Annotated in this window: 20 protein-coding genes and 1 tRNA gene; 11 read left to right on the top strand and 10 right to left on the bottom strand. The window is 58.2% G+C overall.

Annotated elements, in window-relative coordinates; translation table 11 throughout:
- Positions 1-5 precede the first annotated feature (5 nt).
- The 4 genes from Q672_RS30650 to Q672_RS30635 are packed head-to-tail and all read left to right on the top strand — an operon-like array spanning position 6 to position 1,727.
- Positions 6-413 carry a phage tail protein gene (locus tag Q672_RS30650; RefSeq protein ID WP_022986353.1) on the top strand — a complete coding sequence of 136 codons (408 nt, stop codon included), beginning with the start codon at positions 6-8 and terminating at the stop codon, positions 411-413.
- A gap of 11 nt (positions 414-424) precedes the next feature.
- The gene (locus tag Q672_RS30645; protein ID WP_022986352.1) at positions 425-829 is read left to right on the top strand and encodes a phage tail protein; all 405 of its coding nucleotides are present in this window, start codon (positions 425-427) and stop codon (positions 827-829) included.
- Between the two features lie 8 nt (positions 830-837).
- Positions 838-1,254: a phage tail protein gene (locus tag Q672_RS30640; RefSeq protein ID WP_022986351.1), complete on the top strand. Its 417-nt coding sequence runs from the start codon at positions 838-840 to the stop codon at positions 1,252-1,254.
- On the top strand, positions 1,254-1,727 hold the full coding sequence (locus Q672_RS30635; protein WP_022986350.1) for a GNAT family N-acetyltransferase: 474 nt from the start codon (positions 1,254-1,256) through the stop codon (positions 1,725-1,727). Before Q672_RS30640 ends, Q672_RS30635 begins: the two co-directional genes overlap by 1 nt.
- On the opposite strand, the gene Q672_RS30630 is transcribed toward Q672_RS30635, so the two are convergent.
- Positions 1,702-1,989 (bottom strand): DUF6916 family protein, encoded by a 288-nt coding sequence (locus tag Q672_RS30630; protein WP_022986349.1) that lies wholly within the window; start codon positions 1,987-1,989, stop codon positions 1,702-1,704. The two genes, Q672_RS30635 and Q672_RS30630, sit on opposite strands and share 26 nt — an antisense overlap.
- A 101-nt stretch (positions 1,990-2,090) precedes the next feature.
- Here Q672_RS30630 and mfd point away from each other — a divergent pair, with 101 nt between their 5' ends.
- On the top strand, positions 2,091-5,561 hold the full coding sequence (gene mfd / locus Q672_RS30625) for a transcription-repair coupling factor (RefSeq protein ID WP_022986348.1): 3,471 nt from the start codon (positions 2,091-2,093) through the stop codon (positions 5,559-5,561).
- Between the two features lie 133 nt (positions 5,562-5,694).
- Positions 5,695-6,288, top strand: coding sequence for a CsiV family protein (locus Q672_RS30620; RefSeq protein WP_022986347.1), 594 nt, complete (start codon positions 5,695-5,697; stop codon positions 6,286-6,288).
- Here Q672_RS30620 and Q672_RS30615 read toward each other — a convergent pair.
- On the bottom strand, positions 6,278-7,186 hold the full coding sequence (locus tag Q672_RS30615) for a LysR family transcriptional regulator (protein ID WP_022986346.1): 909 nt from the start codon (positions 7,184-7,186) through the stop codon (positions 6,278-6,280). The two genes, Q672_RS30620 and Q672_RS30615, sit on opposite strands and share 11 nt — an antisense overlap.
- 93 nt (positions 7,187-7,279) lie before the next feature.
- Between Q672_RS30615 and Q672_RS30610 the strand changes: the two genes are divergently transcribed.
- Complete coding sequence (locus tag Q672_RS30610; RefSeq protein ID WP_022986345.1) at positions 7,280-8,488, top strand: MFS transporter; 1,209 nt, start codon at positions 7,280-7,282, stop codon at positions 8,486-8,488.
- Positions 8,489-8,559: 71 nt separating this feature from the next.
- Complete coding sequence (gene dkgB, locus Q672_RS30605; protein ID WP_022986344.1) at positions 8,560-9,363, top strand: 2,5-didehydrogluconate reductase DkgB; 804 nt, start codon at positions 8,560-8,562, stop codon at positions 9,361-9,363.
- 67 nt (positions 9,364-9,430) lie between these two features.
- Here dkgB and Q672_RS30600 read toward each other — a convergent pair whose 3' ends face one another.
- The 4 genes from Q672_RS30600 to Q672_RS30590 all read right to left on the bottom strand — a co-directional run bounded on the left by Q672_RS30600 (position 9,431) and on the right by Q672_RS30590 (position 13,423).
- Positions 9,431-11,146 carry an alpha/beta fold hydrolase gene (locus Q672_RS30600; protein ID WP_022986343.1) on the bottom strand — a complete coding sequence of 572 codons (1,716 nt, stop codon included), beginning with the start codon at positions 11,144-11,146 and terminating at the stop codon, positions 9,431-9,433.
- Between the two features lie 276 nt (positions 11,147-11,422).
- Complete coding sequence (locus tag Q672_RS34415; RefSeq protein WP_268744732.1) at positions 11,423-11,551, bottom strand: hypothetical protein; 129 nt, start codon at positions 11,549-11,551, stop codon at positions 11,423-11,425.
- A 171-nt stretch (positions 11,552-11,722) separates the two neighbouring features.
- The gene (locus tag Q672_RS30595; RefSeq protein ID WP_031226900.1) at positions 11,723-12,439 is read right to left on the bottom strand and encodes a YebC/PmpR family DNA-binding transcriptional regulator; all 717 of its coding nucleotides are present in this window, start codon (positions 12,437-12,439) and stop codon (positions 11,723-11,725) included.
- 57 nt (positions 12,440-12,496) lie between these two features.
- Positions 12,497-13,423, bottom strand: coding sequence for a LysR family transcriptional regulator (locus tag Q672_RS30590; protein ID WP_022986341.1), 927 nt, complete (start codon positions 13,421-13,423; stop codon positions 12,497-12,499).
- A 97-nt stretch (positions 13,424-13,520) separates the two neighbouring features.
- Between Q672_RS30590 and Q672_RS30585 the strand changes: the two genes are divergently transcribed.
- Entirely contained in the window at positions 13,521-14,036 is a 516-nt protein-coding gene (locus tag Q672_RS30585) for a lactoylglutathione lyase family protein (protein ID WP_022986340.1), read from the top strand.
- 113 nt (positions 14,037-14,149) lie between these two features.
- Here the strand turns inward: Q672_RS30585 and Q672_RS30580 are convergent.
- Positions 14,150-14,223 (bottom strand) — tRNA-Gly (locus Q672_RS30580).
- Positions 14,224-14,365: 142 nt separating this feature from the next.
- On the opposite strand from Q672_RS30580, the gene Q672_RS30575 reads away from it, so the two are divergent.
- The gene (locus tag Q672_RS30575) at positions 14,366-15,346 is read left to right on the top strand and encodes an NAD-dependent epimerase/dehydratase family protein (RefSeq protein ID WP_022986339.1); all 981 of its coding nucleotides are present in this window, start codon (positions 14,366-14,368) and stop codon (positions 15,344-15,346) included.
- A 22-nt stretch (positions 15,347-15,368) separates the two neighbouring features.
- On the opposite strand, the gene Q672_RS30570 is transcribed toward Q672_RS30575, so the two are convergent.
- On the bottom strand, positions 15,369-16,343 hold the full coding sequence (locus tag Q672_RS30570) for a methyltransferase (protein WP_022986338.1): 975 nt from the start codon (positions 16,341-16,343) through the stop codon (positions 15,369-15,371).
- Between the two features lie 155 nt (positions 16,344-16,498).
- On the opposite strand from Q672_RS30570, the gene Q672_RS30565 reads away from it, so the two are divergent.
- The gene (locus Q672_RS30565) at positions 16,499-18,436 is read left to right on the top strand and encodes a transglycosylase SLT domain-containing protein (RefSeq protein WP_022986337.1); all 1,938 of its coding nucleotides are present in this window, start codon (positions 16,499-16,501) and stop codon (positions 18,434-18,436) included.
- Between the two features lie 60 nt (positions 18,437-18,496).
- On the opposite strand, the gene Q672_RS30560 is transcribed toward Q672_RS30565, so the two are convergent.
- The gene (locus Q672_RS30560; protein ID WP_022986336.1) at positions 18,497-19,249 is read right to left on the bottom strand and encodes a hypothetical protein; all 753 of its coding nucleotides are present in this window, start codon (positions 19,247-19,249) and stop codon (positions 18,497-18,499) included.
- Between the two features lie 3 nt (positions 19,250-19,252).
- Positions 19,253-20,549, bottom strand: a 1,297-nt coding sequence (locus Q672_RS30555; RefSeq protein WP_022986335.1) for a DUF748 domain-containing protein, incomplete at its 5' end; no start/stop codon positions are given.

Below are 20,549 nucleotides of genomic sequence, written 5' to 3'. Positions count from 1 at the left end.
CAACCATGAGCGAACCCTTTCTCGCCGAAATCCGGATTTTCGCCGGAAATTTTGCCCCCCGGGGCTGGGCATTCTGCAATGGGCAACTGCTGCCGATCAGTCAGAACACCGCACTTTTCTCTCTTATCAGCACCAATTACGGAGGCGATGGCAGAAGCACCACCGCTCTGCCAGACATGCGTGATCACGTCCCAGCTCACCCAGGCAGGGGCCCTGGACTCCCCCCCGCCAGACTCGGCGACACAGACGGCGACACAACCATTGATGTGGTCTCTGCCGTTACCCCGGCCCGCAATCTTGGACACACCGAGACCTCCCGCACCGTCAGCGGCAAAGTCGGAGAAACACGCCAACCGTTTCTTGGCCTGAATTTCATTATTGCCCTGGCCGGGCTATACCCCTCCAGGTCATAGGAGCCGATATCATGAGCGAACCTTTCCTTGCCGAAATCCGCATTGTGGGCTTCACATTTGCCCCGCGGGGCTGGGCCTTGTGCGACGGTCAGATACTTCCGATCAACCAGAATCAGTCACTTTATTCCCTGCTTGGCACGACCTATGGCGGCGATGGCCAAACCTCCTTTGCGCTTCCGGACCTGCGTGGCCGGATGCCCATGCACCCCGGAACCGAGGTGCAGCTCGGCCAGAAAGGCGGCGTACAGGATGCCCAAACCACCAGCACCGACAACACCCTGGACACCCTGTCGCTGGACCGCAATCTTGGCAGCACGCTGCAGCAGGAAAATGTTGCCACCCAAACGCCGGTCACCCCAAAAATCGGATTGAACTTTGCCATTGCATTACAGGGGCTGTTCCCCAGCCGTAACTAGGAGCGATTATGTCAGAACCATTTATTGGAGAAATCCGCATGTTCGCCGGCAACTTTGCTCCCCGGGGCTGGGCGTTCTGCGATGGCCAACTGCTGGCGGTGTCCCAGAATGATGCCTTGTTCTCACTGTTTGGTACCCTATACGGCGGTGACGGCCGAACCACCTTTGGGCTTCCTGATTGTCGCGGGAGAAGCCCGGCGCATGCCGGCACCGGACCCGGGCTTGCGCAGTTACGACTCGGCGCCAAAGTGGGTCAGTCCAGCAGTGGAGAGGAAGCTGTCACCGCCGGGGTGAGCCTTGACCGGAACCTGGACCCCGGCACCAATAGTTGGAGCGCCCTTCCCGCCAATACTCACAATGCAACGCCGAGATTGTTTGTGAATTTCATCGTCGCCATGTTTGGCATCTACCCCAGCCGCTCCTGATGCCGGAATATCTGCTGCGCCCCGTCACCGACACAGACACCCCCGTGCTGCTGGAGATCTACACCAGCACACGCCAGGAAGAAGTCGCGCAGACCGGCTGGCCACAGGCGCAGCAGAAGGCCTTTCTGACAATGCAGGCCCAGGCACAACATGAGCACTACCTGCGACATTACCCCGAGGCAGAGCGACATCTGATCGAGGTCAATGGGCACACCGCCGGGCGATTGTATGTATCGGATTGGGAGCGGGAAATTCGTATCGTGGATATCGCCTTGCTACCGGTCTTTAGGGGAACAGGCCTGGGCTCAGGGATTCTGGCAAGCCTGCAGGGACGGGCCAGACAAGCCGGCAAACCGCTTTCTATTCATGTCGAGAAAAACAATCCGGCACGACGCCTGTATCAACGGCTGGGATTCACAGAACAGTCTGACAACGGCGTCTATCTGCTCATGAATTGGCAACCTGACGGTTAAACACCGCCTCAAAATAGCAGGTGCCATCATTGCTTCCTAAAGGCCCGAGCGGCACCAGAAAGACTGTCAGCTCCCCGGCAGCGTCATGACGCATGGCAACGGTGCCCTGCTCCCGCTGTTGATTTCCTGCAAACAACAGCGAAAAGCACTCCCATCCCTCAGCCATTGAGGGCACCGACACCTCCGCCAGCGTCAGAGTGCTGCCATCTTCAAGCGTAAAAACCTGCCCTTCACAGTTTTTCCATTGTTCCAATGTCACCATCTTGTGTCCCCCAAACAATGCCAGCAGTGTAGACGGCGCTGACGTCACCGTCACCCTTGGCTACAATACGCGGCCACCGATTGTGCAGGAACCGGGTCTGAATGAAGCTACTCCCCGACAGCAACCTCTTTCCCAGCGGGCGAGAGCACTATAAAGACTGGGCCGGACTCACTGCCGGCAGCATGGCCGCGGTGCTGGCCGAACTGGCGCGCAGCCAGGATCACCTGTTTGTGGTGCTGGCCCCCAACAGTAGTCGCGCCCAGCAGCTGACGGACTCCCTCAGCTTTTACCTGACCGGCAGCAACACGCCGGTGATGCTGTTCCCGGACTGGGAAACCCTGCCCTACGACCACTTCAGCCCCCACCAGGACATCGTCAGCGACCGGATCCGGGTGTTGCACCAGCTGCCTACCACCCACAAGGGCATCCTGGTGGTCCCGGTCAATACCCTGATGCAGCGTCTGGCGCCGCCGCTTCACATCACTGGCAACAGTTTCCTGCTCAAGGTCGGCGACGTATTTGATGTGGAGGCCACCCGCGAACGGCTGGTGGCGTGTGGCTACCGTCAGCGCGACAACGTCTACGAGCACGGCGAATTTGCCGTGCGCGGTGCCATCATGGATATCTACCCCATGGGCGCCGAGCAGCCATTTCGCATCGAGCTGTTTGATGACGAAATTGAATCGCTGCGCCTGTTCGATGCCGAAAGCCAGCGCTCCACCGGCAAGGTCGAGGACATCACCCTGTTACCCGCAGCGGAATTCCCGCTCAGCGCCGAAGGCATTGCCCGTTTCCGCAGCAATTTCCGTGACACCTTCGATGTGGACACCCGCCACGTGCCCCTTTACCAGGATGTCACCGACGGGTTGGCCGCCCCTGGGCTGGAGTATTACTTGCCCTTGTTCTTCGAACACATGGCCACGCTGTTCGATTACCTGCCCGATGACGTAAAGCTGGTCGAAATGGCCGATTGCCAACCGGCCATTGAACATTTCTGGGACGACGTAGAACAACGCTATGAATCGCGCCGCCATGACATTCACCGCCCGATCATGGCCCCCTGGCAGCTGTATCTTCGCCAGGAAGAGCTGGGCGCAGCCCTCAAGCGTCACCCACGGGCCCGCCAGGCCAGTAGCGCAGCGCCTGCCGACAGCAATGCCATCGCCTTTGATGTGGCACCCATGCCGGCACTGACCGCCGACGTGCGCGCCAGCAACCCCCTGGCCCTGCTGCACACCTTCTCTGACGCCCATCCAGACACCCATATCCTGATCTGTGCAGAAACCGCCGGCCGCCGCGAAGCCCTGCTGGAGCTGATGCAGAAAATCCGCATCCAGCCAGTGATGAAAGACAACTGGCCAGACTTCATTGCCGAGCCCGCCCGCTGGAGCCTGACCCGCGGTGAGCTGGATGCCGGCTTTTATGCACCGGACCACCAGCTGCTGGTGGTCACCGAGAACGACCTCTATGGCGAGCGGGTACTGCAACGCCGACGCCGCAAATCCAGCAGCGATGACGGCGCCGCCGAGCAAGCCTTCCGCTCTCTGGGTGAACTCACAGTGGGCTCCCCGGTGGTACACCTTGAGCACGGGGTCGGTCGCTACCTGGGCCTGACCCACATGGAAGTGGACCGCCAGCAACACGAGTTCCTGTTGCTGGAATACCAGGGCGGCGACAAGCTCTATGTGCCGGTGTCATCCCTGCACCTGATCAGCCGGTACGGCGGTGGCGACACAGCACCGCTGAATAGACTCGGTACCGAACAGTGGAGCAAGGCGCGCCAGAAAGCCGCCGAGAAGATCCACGACGTGGCCGCCGAACTGCTCAACACCTACGCCCGCCGTGAAGCGCGCGAAGGCAAGCAGTTCGATGTGGACATGAACGACTACGATCGCTTCAGCGCCGGCTTCCCGTTCGAGGAAACGCCGGATCAGCAAGCCGCGATCGCCTCGGTGATCGCCGACATGCAATCCAGCAATCCCATGGACAGGCTGGTGTGTGGCGACGTGGGCTTCGGCAAGACCGAAGTGGCCATGCGCGCCGCCTTTGTCGCGGTGGAAAACCAGACTCAGGTGGCGGTGCTGGTGCCCACCACCCTGCTCGCCCAGCAACACTACGAATCCTTTACTGACCGCTTTGCCGACTGGCCGGTGAATATCGAGGTGCTGTCCCGTTTCCGCAGTGCCAAGGAAAAAACCCAGGTACTGCAACGGCTGAAGGAAGGCAAAGTCGATATTCTGGTGGGCACCCACCAGTTGCTGCAGGAAACCGTGGCGTTCGACAATCTCGGGCTGATCATTGTGGATGAAGAGCACCGCTTTGGGGTGCGCCACAAAGAGCGCCTCAAGCAGATGCGCGCCGAATGCGACATCCTCACCCTCACCGCCACCCCCATTCCGCGCACCCTGAACATGGCCATGAGCGGCATGCGGGATATTTCCATCATTGCCACGCCGCCACAAAAACGCCTGTCGGTGAAAACCTTTGTGCAACAGCACAATGACACCGCCATCAAGGAAGCCCTGCTCCGGGAGCTGTTACGCGGTGGGCAGGTGTACTACCTGCACAACGACATCGACACCATGGAGAAGACGGCGGAAGACATCCGCAAGCTGGTGCCGGATGCCCGCGTTGGCATTGCCCATGGGCAAATGCGCGAGCGCGAACTGGAAGCGGTGATGAGCGACTTCTACCACCGTCGCTTCAATGTGCTGGTGTGTACCACCATTGTGGAAACCGGCATCGACGTGCCCAGTGCCAACACCATCATTATCGACCGGGCCGACAAGCTGGGCCTGGCCCAGCTGCATCAGCTGCGTGGCCGGGTCGGCCGCAGCCACCACCAGGCCTATGCCTACCTGATCACCCCCAGCCCCAAGGTGATGACCAAGGACGCCCTCAAGCGTCTGGAGGCCATCGAACAGGCCACCGATCTGGGTGCCGGTTTCATGCTCGCCAGCCAGGATCTGGAGATCCGTGGCGCTGGTGAACTGCTCGGCGAAGAACAGCACGGCAATATCGAAACCATTGGCTTTAGCCTCTACATGGAAATGCTGGAGCAAGCAGTGGAAGCGCTCAAGCGCGGCGAGCAACCGGATGTGGAAAAACCGCTCAGCGGTGGACCGGAACTCAATCTGCGCATCCCGGCTCTGATTCCCGAAGATTACCTGCCCGATGTATTCAGTCGACTCACGCTCTACAAACGCATCGCCGGCTGCAAGACCCGCGACGGGCTGAAAGAACTTCAGGTGGAAATGATCGACCGTTTCGGCCTGTTGCCCGAGCCGGTGAAAAACCTGTTTGCGGTCACCGAACTGCGCCAGCAGGCTGAGCGTCTCGGCATCATTCGCCTGGATGCTCACGCCGGCGGCGGCAAGGTGGAGTTTGGCGAGCGGACCCCGGTGGACCCGCTGACCATCGTTAAACTGGTGCAGTCCGGCCCGAACCGTTTCAAGCTGGAAGGGGCCAATATCCTCAGATTTGTTGAGGACAGCGACGATGCCCAGCAGCGTATCGAGGTGGTCCACGGATTGCTGCAGCGGCTGTCGGCTCAAAGTATCAAGAAGGGCTGAGCCGGCTGCTACAAGCCCCACTGCGGTCACAAATTTGCCACCACCCGGCCAGTGCATCGTGAATTGAAATGCCTGAGCCGTTATAGTCGGCACCGGAATCAATGCCTGTCTTCAGGCAAACAAGGAGTATTGGATGCGTCGCGCATTACTGTGGGTTGTGTTGTCCCTGTTCACTAGTCCGGCATTCGCCAAAGGCTGGTACACCATCGAAGTACTGGTGTTTGCCCAGAATCACCCGGTCAGCAGCGAGATATTCCCCTCCAAAAAGCAACCCGCCTACGCACCTCAACCGGTCACCCTGGGATCGCCAGAGTTGAATGAGCAGGCCGACAGCGATGCCGTCGGCCGCGGTGCGTGGCAATTCCTGGGTGAAGACAGCGCCGTGTTGCAGTTCATGATGGAACGCATGGAACAAAGCGGGAATTACCGTGAGCTCTACCATGCCACCTGGCGGCAGCCGGTCGGGAGCAAGCAGGAAACCCAACCCGTCTACCTGCGCGGCGGTAACACACTGTCCACAGAAGAGGGGGATATCCCCGAGCTGGAAGGCACCCTGCATTTCAGTGAGAGTCGCTATGTCCACGTGGACCCGCGCTTGTGGTTCAACACCGAAGTAGAAGGCGAACGAATCTATGTGGACATCAGTGAAAGTCGTCGGCTGAGCGGCTTTCAGGCGTATTACTTTGATCACCCCATGTTCGGGATGATAGTTCGGGTTACCCGTTAACGACACCGTCGTTCAGGCGTAATCTCGGAGCGATAAAATCCAGAAAAACCTGAATGCGGCTAGCGAGTGCCGTATTGCGGTAGTACACCGCATTCACCAGTTCCCTATCATTGGGGCCTTCTACCGACCCCGGCAATAGCGCAATCAACCTGCCCGTCGCCAGGTCACGGTCAATCATGAACGAGGACAACAGGGCAATGCCCTGACCTGCCAGGCACAATTGCCGCAAAATGGTACCACTCGTGCAGGACAGAGACGGCCGAATCGTGACCGGTTCAGTCAGTGGCCAGCGATTCAGATGAGGGGCACCCGCAAAACCAATCAAGCTATGCTGCTGCAACGCCTCGATACTCCCGGGGCATCCCTCCCGCTGCAGGTAGTCCGGTGATGCCACCAAATGCAGAGGACTGCGCCCCAGAAATCGCGCATGAAGGTTGGAATCCTGCAGCGCACCAATGCGAATCGCCACATCGGTGCGATGCTCCAGCAGATCGATAATGGTCTCATGGCTGGTCAGCTCCATCTCGATCCCGGGGTAGGCCAGCCTAAACTCGCTTACAAGGGGAACCAGCTGGTGTTCAATAAACGGGGTCACTGCATCCACTCGCAAACGACCGCGAGGCTCTCCCTGCATATTCGATAAGGCCTGCTCCGCTTCTTCGATGACAGCCAACCCCTGACGTGCCTTGTCGACGAAGCGCCTACCCTCTTCGGTCAACTCCAGTTTCCGGGTAGTGCGATTTAGCAAGGTACATTGCAGCTCCTGTTCAAGTCGGGAGACCGCACGAGAAACCCTGGCTACCTGCACGTCCAGCTGCCTGGAGGCCGCCGAGAAACCACCGCAATCCACCACAGCAAGGAACAACACCAGATCTTCAGTACGAGATTTTATTGTCATATTTGCAAAAATCATTTGAGACAATGGCTATTTATACCAAAAATAACAATCTCCATACTTCGCCGCAATTCACCCCTGCGCGGAGTTCCTGCCATGCCTGTCGCCCTGTTAGCGCTTACCCTCAGTGCCTTTGCCATCGGCACCACCGAATTCGTTATTGTTGGGCTGGTGCCCACTATTGCCCAGGACCTGGGGGTTAATCTCCCCTCGGCTGGCCTGCTCGTCAGCCTCTATGCACTGGGGGTCGCCACCGGCGCCCCCGTGTTGACCGCCCTGACTGGCCGCTGGAAGCGCAAGACCGTACTGCTCACGATTATGGGATTGTTTGTTATCGGCAATCTGCTGGCATGGATGGCACCGGGCTATGAAGCCCTGGTGGCTGCACGTATTCTCACCGGTCTGGCCCATGGCGTGTTCTTTTCTATCGGCGCCACGATTGCCACCAGCCTGGTACCCAAAGACCGTGAGGCCAGCGCCATCGCCATCATGTTTACCGGGCTTACCGTCGCGTTGGTCACGGGTGTGCCACTGGGTACCTGGATAGGCCAGCATTTAGGCTGGCGTGCGACGTTTATGGTCGTGGCTGTGCTAGGCCTGCTTGCTCTGATTGGCAGCGCCTTGCTGGTTCCCAGGGAACTACGTGAAACGGCACCAGTAAGCCCGCGCCAACAGCTCCAGGTACTCACCCATCCCCGCTTGCTACTGGTCTATGCCATGACGGCTGTGGGCTATGGCGGCACATTTGTGGCTTTTACCTACCTGGCCCCGATTCTCGAGAACGTGACCGGCTTTGCTCCCGGCTCCGTGGCATTGATTCTGCTGGTCTATGGAGCCTCTGTGGCCGTGGGAAATCTCTGGGGCGGCAAAATGGCTGACCGGATGGGCCCGGTCCCTGCACTGTCATGGATCTTCACCGCCTTGGCCATGGTACTGCTTGTTCTTACCTTCACCATGTCCAGCCCAATTCAGTCAGTACTCACCATACTGCTGTGGGGAGCCTTTGCGTTTGGCAACGTACCCGGTCTACAGGTGTATGTGGTGCAACTGGCAGAGCGATTCACCCCGCACTCGGTGGATGTGGCCTCCGGCCTGAACATTGCTGCCTTCAATGTAGGGATTGCTTTTGGCTCAGTACTTGGAGGGGCCATTATTGAGCGACACTCCTTGCATGACCTGCCGTGGATAGGTGCATTGATCGTGCTGCTTGCATTGCTACTGACGCGCTTCTCCGGCTACCTGGACCGGCGGCAACACAACACCCTGCCGAACGAGTCTGCAGCCAACCCTGACCCTAACTTGTGAAAACCCGCCCCACCATATTTTGAAAACAAGCAGTGGCCCCTACGCTGCAGCACAACCCCCAGGAGAAAAGTGTGCAACAAATTCCCCCTCTCGGTTTCGGAACTTTCCGTCTCGAACACAACGTCGCCTATCGGTCGGTAAAAATGGCGCTTGAAGCCGGATATCGGCATATCGACACCGCACAAATTTACGGCAATGAAAGAGAGGTAGGCCAGGCTATCAAGGATAGCGAACTTCCTCGCGACGAGATCTTCGTAACCACCAAGGTGTGGACCGACAATCTCACTCAGGAGCGTTTTATTCTCAGCGTGGAAGACAGTCTTGAGAAGCTGCAAATGGCGCAGGTGGACCTGCTGCTGATTCACTGGCCTACCGCCAACAACGCTAGCCTCCGCATCGCACTGGAGCAATTGATCAGGGCAAAAGAGAAAGGGTATTCCCGGCACATTGGGGTCTCCAATTTCACCATTGCCAACATGGAAACCGCTCTTCAGGTAATGCCGGCCAGCGAAATTTTCACCAATCAGGTGGAAGTACACCCCTACCTCACAAATCAGCGATTGCTTCACTGGTGCAAACGCAACGGAATACATGTCACCGGTTACATGCCTTTTGCGGTGGGCAAAGTGCTAAATGACGCCACCATTGGGGGTATTGCCCAAAAGCACGGGGTTAGCCCCGCCACCGTGGTCCTGGGTTGGGAGCTGCAACAGGGACTGGCTACCATCCCCTCATCCACCTGGCGTGAAAACATGGCGTCGAATCTGGATGCATTAAGATTGGTTCTGTCACAGGACGAAATGGCGGCTATCACTCATCTCAACAACAATGACAGACAGGCCGACCCTGACTTCGCTCCAGACTGGGACGCCTAGGAACCCTTTTACGGCAGGCGGCCAACCGTCTGCCGTGGCGATAATGCTGCAAACCGGAAACGGACGCTCAGTCGCTAGCGGGCTCCCACGGATTTCCAGGGGTTAACGACAAAAGCTCAGTCAGAAAATCTTTCCACAGGTCATAGACCATGAAATGGCCATGCTCCGGAAAGCTGCGAAAGCGAACATTGGGCAAATCGTCCGCCAGCCTGCGGGCCCCATCAATGTGGATAATACCGTCGGTTTCACCATGCCATTGCAATACCGGCAGGGTGACCTGCTGCAAATCGACGCCCAATGGCCGCAGATGATTGAGATACTCCTCCATCATGATCCGCGCGCCCTGAAAGTGTCCCCGTCGGGTACGCTTGATGGTCCGGGCCAGCAGATCCGGATTATCAAAGACCCGCTGATCGGCCTTCGACATGCCCCGCGCCAGCATTTTGTAGAACTTCTCCGGCGCCTTCTGTACACCGCGTACGCCAAGCCGTCCGACCAACATGAACAGGCGGGGGTCCCTGCGTGAAATCTGCAGACTCATGCGGTGAATCGGTTCAAGCTTGTCCAGGTCGAGATACTCACCCGCGAGGGTCGTTCCCAGCAGCCCCAGACGGTCAAACAGGTCCGGGTAGTTTGCCGCCGCACACAGCGCATAGGGTCCGCCACCACAGTAGGCGGCCATGGGAGGACGCTGGATCTTCAGGTGCTCACAGAGGTAACGGATATCCGCCCCCAGATCAGTAAACTGGTACTGGGGTTGATAGGTTGAGATCCCATAGCCCGGCCTGACGATCAGAATCATGCGCAGCCCTTTTTCACGGTACCAGTCTTCAAACACCGTGTGATCGGGCATCGAGGCGCCCTGGTTTTCCAGGGTCAGGACGGGCCGCCCGTTGCGATCACCATATTCATACCAGCTCAGCACCCGGCCATCAGGCAAGGTGAGTGTGTATTCCTCATCGTCATCATCGTGACGCGGCATGCGCGCCGCCTGCACCAGGGCATGGCCCATGGCATGGCTGACCAGCTGCACCTGACTGCTGGCATTGAGCTTGCCCATGATGGATTTCAACTGGGAGCGTGCCGTGCTGATCTTGATGTTCAGCAACTGGGCGCTTTGCTGCAGGTTGCCGATCTTGCACAGCAGGTGCAGCAGGCGGGATTCCGCCTCTGTAATATTGAAGACCGAGCGCAGCATGTCCGGCGATGGCGTCACCACACTATGTCCCGCCAGCACCCAGACGATGGTTCGCACCCGGGAGATACTGCCGGGGGCATCGGATTTCTGTACCGGCAGGCACAGCAGCGAAACGCCCTCTTCCGGGGACGTCAGTAACTGGGTCCCTCGCCCTTCTGCCAACCGGTTAACTCGCTCCAGAGCCTGCTTCAATTCCCGGTCAGAAAAATGTAACCGATGACCCACCAGCCGGACCGGCCCTGCCGCCAGCACCTGTAGGGCTACCGGGTTGTACTCAAGTACCTCAAGGCCTTCGCCCAGCATCAGCATCGGCCAGGGCATCTGGTTGTACATGGCATTGAGCACGTTGCTGCGATCTTCCAGCGCGTGCATGTAGGAACTGGAACGCACCGCTCGCTCCAGGTGGGCGACCAGAGACTCCACCTGACCACATTCGGACGCTGGCGCCATACCACCGGCAGGTAACGCGTCACCCAGCTGTGCGTCGGTCCAACCTGCAATGGTGTCCAGCAATTCCACCCAGTCACCCGGAGACAGGGCGGTCTCGTAGATCTTGCCAATCAAGGCATCGTTATCATTGTTCACGCAGGGCACCCCATACAATCATCGGGGAAACAGGATAAGGGAAGGATATGCAATAACAATCACCAAGGCGTGGCAAGAACATGCCGTGCGAAGCACCGTCAGCACTACGTCATTGAACCCACTCAGTCGGTTTGAGGACAAACCGGCCACGGGAGTCGTACAGGGCCATGGGGTGAACCCGTTGTGCAGTAGCCAACTGCCGGATTTCGTCCTGCGTTGCGAAACGATGCGCCCAGGCAGGATGATCCGTACGGTATTCCACTACTTCCGGATGATTTACCCCCCAAAAGCCAGTAACTCGTCGGAGGAATCAAACAATGCCACATAGCCAAGGAAGCGGGGTTCGGTGCTATTTCCCTGACCGCGGGGGGTAACCGGATCAAGCCGTGAGGGTGATTTAGCCATATCGCCAGTTTCCGTGACAAAGAATGAATCGGATCAACAAAATTTGAATCTGAGTCAGACCACTGTAACAGGCTTTATGTCACGTCATATTACCGCGGCGTGAAATCCGCAACCCCTCGGCGACGCGGATCAGGCCCAGTCGGAACTAACGCCCCCACCAGGCCAACCGCATTACAACTCGACGTTGTGATAGACGTTCTGCACGTCATCCAGGTCATTGAGCATGGCCAGAAACTTGTCGAACAGCTCACGCTCCTCGCCATCCACGGTGGTGTAAGCGTGGGGGATGAACTGAATCTCTTCAACATCGAAATCGATGCCTTCAAACGCCTCAGTCAGCGCCTGACGGGCCTTGGCGAATTCCGTGTTGGGCGTGAAAACCGTCAGCACACCATTCTCATTTTCGATGTCAGTAACGTCGACATCGGCTTCCATCAGCGCTTCCAGTACGGTGTCTTCGTCATCGTGAACGAAGCTGAAAATTGCCGCGTGGTCGAACATGTGAGCCACGGTACCCTGAGTACCGATCTTGCACTTGGTCTTGGTGAAGGCGACCCGCACATCACCGAAGGTGCGGTTAGGATTATCGGTCAGGCACTCGATGATGGCCATGGAGCCCCCCGGCCCATATCCCTCGTAGCGGGCCGGAGCAAAGTCCTCTCCGCCCCCGCCCTTGGCCTTGTCCAGGGCCTTGTCAATGACATGCCCGGGGACCTGATCTTTTTTGGCACGGTCAATAAGGCTACGCAATGCCAGATTAGAGTCCGGTTCCACCCCGCCATTCTTGGCACAGACATAAATCTCGCGGCCATAACGGCTATAGACTTTTGCTTTCATGTCCGAGGTCTTTGCCATGGACTCTTTTCGGTTCTGGTAGGCACGCCCCATAGAATGCTTGCTCCGATAGTGATAATTGGTGAGGGATTTTAGGGGAAAACCGGCCATTTACCTACCGGTGGCAGGCACGGCTGACTCGGTTCGATCCCAACGACCTGCGAGGACACTCAACAGGTCATCGCAGGCGTTGATGACGGAACGCACACGATTAGGCAAGACGCGCCCCTCACGCCAGACCAGATAAAGGGGTTCCGTCACCGGCTCGGGCAAGGAATGAATACCCAGCGTCGACTTTCCAGAAAACGCTGCTACCGCATGGGCAGGCAATACAGTGAAGCCCAAACCACGACTTACGGGTTCCAGAATCATCCCAATCTGATTACAAAATCCTCGCTGTGGAAACTGGTGAATATGACGAAACGCAGGAAAATTTGCTGATAACAACAGCCTGGCGTGGTGCTCGCCATCCGGATGCCCAATAAACCCCAATGCCTGGAGTTGATCCCAATCCGGTGAGCCAGTATTACCAGGTGTCACCAGTAACAAAGGTTCCGAAGCGACAGCACGGGCCGCTATTCCAGACAAGCTCGGCTGCCGCGACAGGTACCCCAAATCGACCCGACTCTCTGCAATGGCACTCTCAACATCGCCATTGGGGGCAAACCGGTAATCAATGGCCAATCGGGGATGTTGTTGCTGAAGGTCGAGGAGCCGGGGGTAGAGAGCCAGCCCGATGCTGCCCGGCGACATCACCCTTACCAATCCTTGCCAGGGCGGATCCGCCGTCACCGTATCGTTGAGGGCCGTTAAGGAAGCCAAAACTGCCCGCCCTTCATGATAAAGCCGTTCACCAGCCTCAGTGGGAATGAACCCGCGCCCTTGCCGTGATAGCAGAGTCACCGATAACTGCTCTTCCAGTTTTTGGACATGCTGACTGACCCCTGACTGGGTCATGTGAAGCTGCTCTGCTGTACGGGTGAAGTGTCCTACTTCAATCAGGGTGCAATAAGTCCTCAGCCAGAGGGGATTAACCATCACTCACCATTATCGAAATAATAATAATCAATAATTATACGTGATCATAAGGGCAACGTAACCTTATTCGCACTTATAACAGATTCTGGAGACCCCCATGGAAAACGCCACTGCCACACCGCCTTACCCCCGAAATTTTTCCCACCTTGGTCTCTCCGTCCCCGACCTGGATAAAGCTGTTGCCTTTTACACCGAGGTGATGGGCTGGTATCTGATCATGGCGCCAACCGACATAGAGGAAGATGACAGTGCCATTGGTGAGATGTGTACCGATGTATTTGGAGCAGGCTGGGGCAGCTTCCGCATTGCGCACCTTTCCACTGGAGACCGCATCGGCGTGGAGCTGTTCCAGTTTCCCAACCAGCAAGCCCCGGATAACAACTTCGAATACTGGAAAACAGGCGTATTTCACTTCTGCGTGCAAGATCCAAACGTGGAACAACTCGCGGAAAGAATCGTTGCCGCTGGTGGAAAGAAACGGATGGCAGAGCCCCGTTACTACTATCCCGGAGAGAAGCCCTACCGAATGATTTATATGGAAGACCCGTTCGGTAATATCCTCGAGATCTACAGCCACAGCTATGAATTGATCTACAGCGCTGGAGCCTACTAATCGCGGCGGATGCCGGCGCGACATACAGGGGCGGGATCCCGGCAGACAATCCTGAACATTGAAAACGGGGTCCCGAGAACGAAAAAAGCCGCCATCAGGCGGCTTTTCGGATTTGGAGCGGGTGAAGAGAATCGAACTCTCGTATGCAGCTTGGGAAGCTGCCGTTCTACCATTGAACTACACCCGCCGAGAGAAACGGGAATATAGTCAAAAGGCCGCCAGTTGGCCAGTCCCTCTCGTAGTTTTCGTCACACTTGGGCGCAAAGGCGGTACACTTTTCGTCAACGGCGTTTAGCCATCTCAACGATGGCCACTATAAGGAGAAACACATGCCAGTCGCGTTTGTCAGCGGAGCCAGGGGATTTCTGGGTGGGCACATCGTAGAACAGCTACTCGACAACGGCTGGGACGTCACGGCCGTTGTCCGGCCTCGCAGCGATGCCTCCGCGCTTCAGGCCAAGGGCGTATCGGTCGTCCAGGCGCCACTGGATAATGCCACCGAACTGGCGCTGGTCATGCCTGCAGCCCCGGATGCGGTGTTCCATGTGGCGGGCAACACCAGCCTGTGGCGTCGCGGCAATGCACAGCAGTACCGTGACAATGTGATGGGCACCCGAGCCATGGTGAGCGCCGCGCTAAAAAATGTGGCGGGGCGTTTTCTCCACACCTCGTCCATTTCTGCCTGGGGTATCCAGGACAGTCCCATCAACGAGGAAACACCGTCCAACGCGGCCAGCGACTGGATCAGCTACAACCGCACCAAGTTTCTCGCCGAGCAGGAAGTGGAAAACGGTATCAAGCAGGGATTGGATGCCGTGATCCTGAACCCCTGCGGAATCATCGGCGCCGGCGACACCCACAACTGGTCGCAGATGATCAAACTGATCAACGATGGCAAGCTGCCAGGCGTGCCGCCGGGGGGCGGCAACTTCTGTGCCGTTGAGGAAGTCGCCCGCGCACACCTTGCGGCCTTGGACAAGGGTGTCTGCGGCGAGCGCTATATCCTTGCCGGAGTAGAGGCGAGTTTTCTGGAGCTGGTACAAACCATCGCCGGCCGGCTTGGCCGCAAGGCGCCATCCAGAACAGTGCCGCCTGCCGTCCTGCGACTGGCCGGGCAGCTTTACCCGATTGCCAGCTTGTTTACCGGCAACGAGCCACGACTGACACCCGAGAAGGTCGCGCTGGTGACCAGCCGTGTACATGCCGACGGCAGCAAGGCAGTGCGGGAGCTGGGCTTCAATGATCAGGTCCCACTGGCCACCATGGTCGAGAATTGCATCACCTGGATGGCCACAGAGAAAATGCTTTAATGCTGTGACGGGATGACGCTGATCAGACCGCCCGATACACCCGGAAACGGTTGGTTTCCGCTGCCACCTGAACATGCCCGAAGGCATCATCGAGCCATTGGGCATAGGGCAACTCACGATTGGCCACCAACCAGATCTCACCGCCCTCTCGCAGGTGTCTGGGGGCGTCGGCAATCAATCGGCGGGTAATGTCCGTGGTTCGCTGACGTCGGTCGTGAAACGGCGGGTTGGTGACAATCATGTCCACACGACCGGATACCGGTGAAAACAGGTCTCCCCCCATGACCCGACCCTGAAGGTCATTTTTCTCAAGGCTCGCCTGGCATGCCGCTACCGCAGAGGCACTCACATCCACGGCCTGAACCTGCCAGCCTTGCCGCGCCAGGGAAATCGACAGCACACCGGCGCCACAGCCCATATCAATGACTTTGCCGGGGGACGGCAAACGATGACCCGCCATGGCATCCAACAAGAGCTGAGACCCTTCATCCAAACGGCCATGGCTGAAGACCCCGGGGTAACTCACCGCCGTCAACTCCCCCACGGGAATACTCTGCCCCCAGGCCGCCAGAGTTTGGCTGGCACCGGGTTGTAGCATGCCACGGTACAATTTGCAGTGCCGCGCACTATCCACCAGCTCGACCTCATCCACATGGGCTTCAAGGTGCTTGAGCGCCCCGCGAATGCCGCCTTTGGCAGGTCCAATCAGCCACAACTCCACCGGTTTATCCAGCGCACCGGCTAACCCATTGAGCAAGAAACGCAGTCGGTCGATGGATTTGGGCAATGGCAACACCAGCAAATCCACTTCATCGGCCACCGAAGGCAGTGGCGACCACTGATGCGCGCCGATGGTAAAGTCATCCGCATGCACGTGAATTTGCGCATCGATATTCAACCCGGTCAACGCAGGATCATTGGCCTCCACAACAAGCACCTGACGGCCTGCCAGAGCCTCATCCTGCCGAACTAACAACTGGGTAGTGTTTTCCATCATTCGTGCGCCAACATTGCCAATAAAAACGGGCTGCAGTATAGCGCATACTCCCTGTGAGACCGCAGCCACTGGCCGTGAAAGTTTTACACAATCTCTCCCCTCTGGCCCCCCGGTTTGCGTAGAATCAGAATCATTCTGACGATGTGGAGACACTCATGGTTGGCACTGCGCCCTTCACCCGCGCTGTAGTACTGCTGGCCTGCAACCTGATTTCTTCGTTGGTTTTTGCCGCCACGGACAGCGGCAACTTCCGCCAGGCACTGGATGCAGCGCGACATGACGACTGGGAGACCCTCTCCCGAATGGAAAAGCAGCTGGGGGACGAACACCCACTGCAGGCCTATCTGGATTTTCATCGCCTGCGCGCTGCGCTGCCAAACCTGAATCCCCAGCGGATCAATGACTACGTCCGGGATTACCCCGACTCACCGCTCCCTACGGATATTCGACAGCTGGCTCTGGTGGCCTACGGCAAGGCCGAGCGCTGGGACGATGTGCTCGCCATCTGGCAACAGCCGCCGTCTGCCACCAGCCTGAAATGCTATTACTATCGCGCCAAAGTGGCTCAGGGTGATACCCAGGCCTTGCAGAGTGCCCGGGACATCTGGGCCCATGGCCGCTCGCTGCCCGATGCCTGCGACCCGCTGTTCGAGGCCGCCCAGAAGCAAGACATCATTGATGACACCGCGATCTGGGAACGCCAGCAGCTGGCATTTGAAGCGGGCCAGTACAGCCTGATGCGTTACCTGGACCGCAAGCTGGATGGCAGTGCCTATGCGGATGCCAGCCGTCGGCTGAAAACACTGTACCGCTCACCGGAGCAGCTGCAGTCACTACCGCACTCACTGCCCCCCACCCAGCGTCAGGCACTATTGCAGGCAGGTGTTTATCGCTGGATTCAGACGGATACGGTCGCCGCCCGCCAGTGGTACGAAAAGCACGCACAGAAAGACATTCCCGATGTGGACGCGCGAGAAACACTGGCCCGGCGCCTTGCCTGGTACTCCACTATTCGCGGCATTGAAGAAAACCGGCCATGGCTGGACCAATGGCTGGATCAGCATGCCGACGCGGAACTGCTGATCCAGCGGACCCGCCGCGCCATCATCGAGCAAGACTGGCCCGGCGTTGAGCATTGGGTGACACGGATGCCTGAGACAGAACGGCAGGAATCTCGCTGGCAATACTGGCTGGCCAAGGCCCAGGAACAAAACGGAGAGCCTGACGCCGCCCGCACCCTGCTACAGCAAGCCGCCAAAGGCCGGAATTTTTATGCCTTTCTGGCAGCAGACCAATTGGGCGAGCCCTATCAGTTTTCCACTGCCGCCTTTGTCCAGGGGGAGGATTTCTCTCCCCCTCCCGCGGCAGCGCGTATTGGCATGCTGCTCGACATGGGGGAAGACCGTGCAGCCCACGAAGAGTGGATGTGGCTGATGTGGCACAGCAATGAGCAGCAGCAACGACAGCTTGCCCAGTATGCCCTTGAACAGCAGTGGTACAGCATGGCCGTGGCCGCGTCTATTCAGGCCAAGGCCTGGGATACTCTCGCCTGGCGTTTCCCGCCGGCCTATCGACAGACATTCGAAAAAGCCGGCCGCGAGAATGATCTGGATCCGTGGCTTGCCATGGCAGTTTCGCGCCGGGAAAGCGCCTTTAATCCACGTGCCCGTTCACCGGTGGGTGCCAGCGGACTGATGCAACTGATGCCTGCCACTGCGCGCAATGTGGCACGGGACAGCGGCCATGCGCGGCCGGATCAGGAAAAGCTGTACGACAAGGACCTCAACATCGCCCTCGGCAGCCATTACCTGGCTGGCCTGCTGGAACAGTTCAATGGCAATCGACTGTTGGCGCTGGCCGCCTACAATGCTGGCCCGCACCGATTGAACAGCTGGCTGGAAGAGGACGACAAGGCAGTGGCCGCCGATGTCTGGATAGAATCCATTCCGTTCCGGGAAACCCGGGACTACGTTAAAGCGGTGCTTACCTACCGGGCGATCCTGATCGGCTTGCACGATGACAAGCCGCGCAGCGCCCTGCTGTTAACCGAAGCAGAGAGCCAGAGCCTGTATTCCTTGTCACTGCTTGAGTAGCCCGCTCACGCAGTGACAGAGAAGAAACGCGAAAGCAGAACAGAAGAAAGCGGCGAGAGATTAGTCCAGTTGCCGGATGTGGTAATCCAGCCGCCTTTTCGCCAGAAAACCGTTCAATTCAGGCGTGTTGGCAATACGTCGACGCAGGTGAATGCTGCGCGCGGGCTCACGGGTAAACGCCATCACGGCATTGTGACAATCACTGCAAGACAATCGGAAACGGCTGGCAAAACCATGCTCGGCCAATGGCCAGTCAGCCGCCACAGGGCTATCTCGGTATTCCTGCCAGTCGCCGAAGTTCATCACCAGTGTTCCCGTCGGGGTCAGGTTATCCGCCAGACAGGCAAACCACTCAGGGTCCGCCGCTACGGCACGGGTCACCTGATCATTGCTGGGCGCAAACAGGTCTTCAATGATCAAGTCAAAGGGAGGACCATCGTAGGCCTGCAGCCATAACCTGGCATCGGCCAGCCAGGTGTCGACCCCAAACGACTCAATGGCAAATACCTCGCGGGCGACCTCCAGATGCGGCGCATCCAGCTCCACCGCCATCAGAATCTCCGGGTCAAGCAAGCGGCGCAACGGGGGAATCAGGGACCCCCCACCCAGTCCCAGTACCAGAACCCGTCGACACTGGCTGGGCTCATGCAACAGGGCCGGCAACCAGAGCAAATCCCAGACGCTCCCTGTCAGCAAGCGTCCGGGATGAAACTCGGAATGCTGAATGCCGTTGGCATACAGGCGTAGCGTTTTCCCTGCCTGGCGAACTTCGTAGTGCACACCATCGCGATCCGCACTCCATACCACTGCCATTGGTTATTTTTCCAGGGTCAGGGTCAGGCCAGACACTTCACCGTCCAATGTGGATTCATTGAGATAGACACGGGCCTGGGCAACCTCGAATTCCTGTACCAGCGCGGCTTTGGCATTCTCTGAACGCAACCGGGCCAACTCCACCAGTTGCTCACGGGTCACCGCCTGCGCTTCCTGGGTCACCATGGCATCCCAGGCCGCACGGGCCAGAATCGCATCGGCGGCCTCTTCCTCTTCTGGCAACGACGCACTGACCAGCGTCTCAACCTCCTTGTCCGTCTCCGATTCATAGCGGCGAATCAGCTTGCGGCGCAAACGTTTGTCCTGAACCGCAACATCAATACTGCTCCAGTCACGGCCATCAATATCATCACCAACACGTTGCGCCGCCAATGCTGTCCGGTCATCCGCGTTGGTAGTACCGACCAATCCGATATTCAGGTGCGGTTTTTCCGCCAGCACCTTGGACAACGCATCCAGAGACGAAAGCGTCTGGGGGCCCACCTCGGCACTGCCCGGTGTGAAGGTGATCTGCTCCAGGTTCTCCCCTCCGGCCAGCCCGGCCAGCACAGAGAACGGGGCCGTGGCAGCCTTGACGATGATATTGGTGAGCACTTTCAGAATCATGCCACTGACACTGAAGCTCGGATCATCAAGATCACCGGACATTTTCACCGGCAGGGTGATTTCACCAGAACGACTGCGCAACACGGACAGGCCCAGCTTGACGGGCGCCTTGACGGCCTCGTCGCTCGGAACTTTCTCGCCCAGATAAAACTGGTCTGCCTGAATATCTGTGACGCTGTCCAGGTGGCGATTCTCAATGGACACTTCCGTCTCCACGCCCAACTGACCTTTTTCTACCTTGTAGCCCAGATAATGGCCCGTAAAGGGGGTCAAGCCCGTCATTTCATAGTTCTTGAGAGACACATTCATGTCAGTGAACAAAGGCTCCGGTGACAGGCTGCCCTTGATACTGAACGGCGCATAACGATCGACCTGGGCATTCAGGTCCAGACTCGCCCGGCTGCCTGGACGCGTGCTCAAATTACTGACCACCCCGGAAAGCTGATACAAGCCGATCTTGAAGTTCGGACTCACCGACAGGTCTTCATGGCGTACCTGGCTGCCCACCAGGCGAACGCGCTTGATGCCCACTTGCCAGGGCGCCGACGATTCGCTGCCCTGTGCCCCGGAGGCCGGGCGGGTACCTGCCTCAATGCGCGCAGAAGCATCTCGCCCCTGATTATCAATGCGGTGGAGCATATCCATACCCGTCAGCGCAATCTCGTTGATGCCA

It is taken from the genome of Alcanivorax sp. P2S70 (genome assembly GCF_000475295.1).
Lineage (GTDB): Bacteria > Pseudomonadota > Gammaproteobacteria > Pseudomonadales > Alcanivoracaceae > Alcanivorax > Alcanivorax profundi.
Note: the sequence above shows the minus strand (reverse complement) of the source record. Positions and strands in the feature narration are given on the sequence as shown.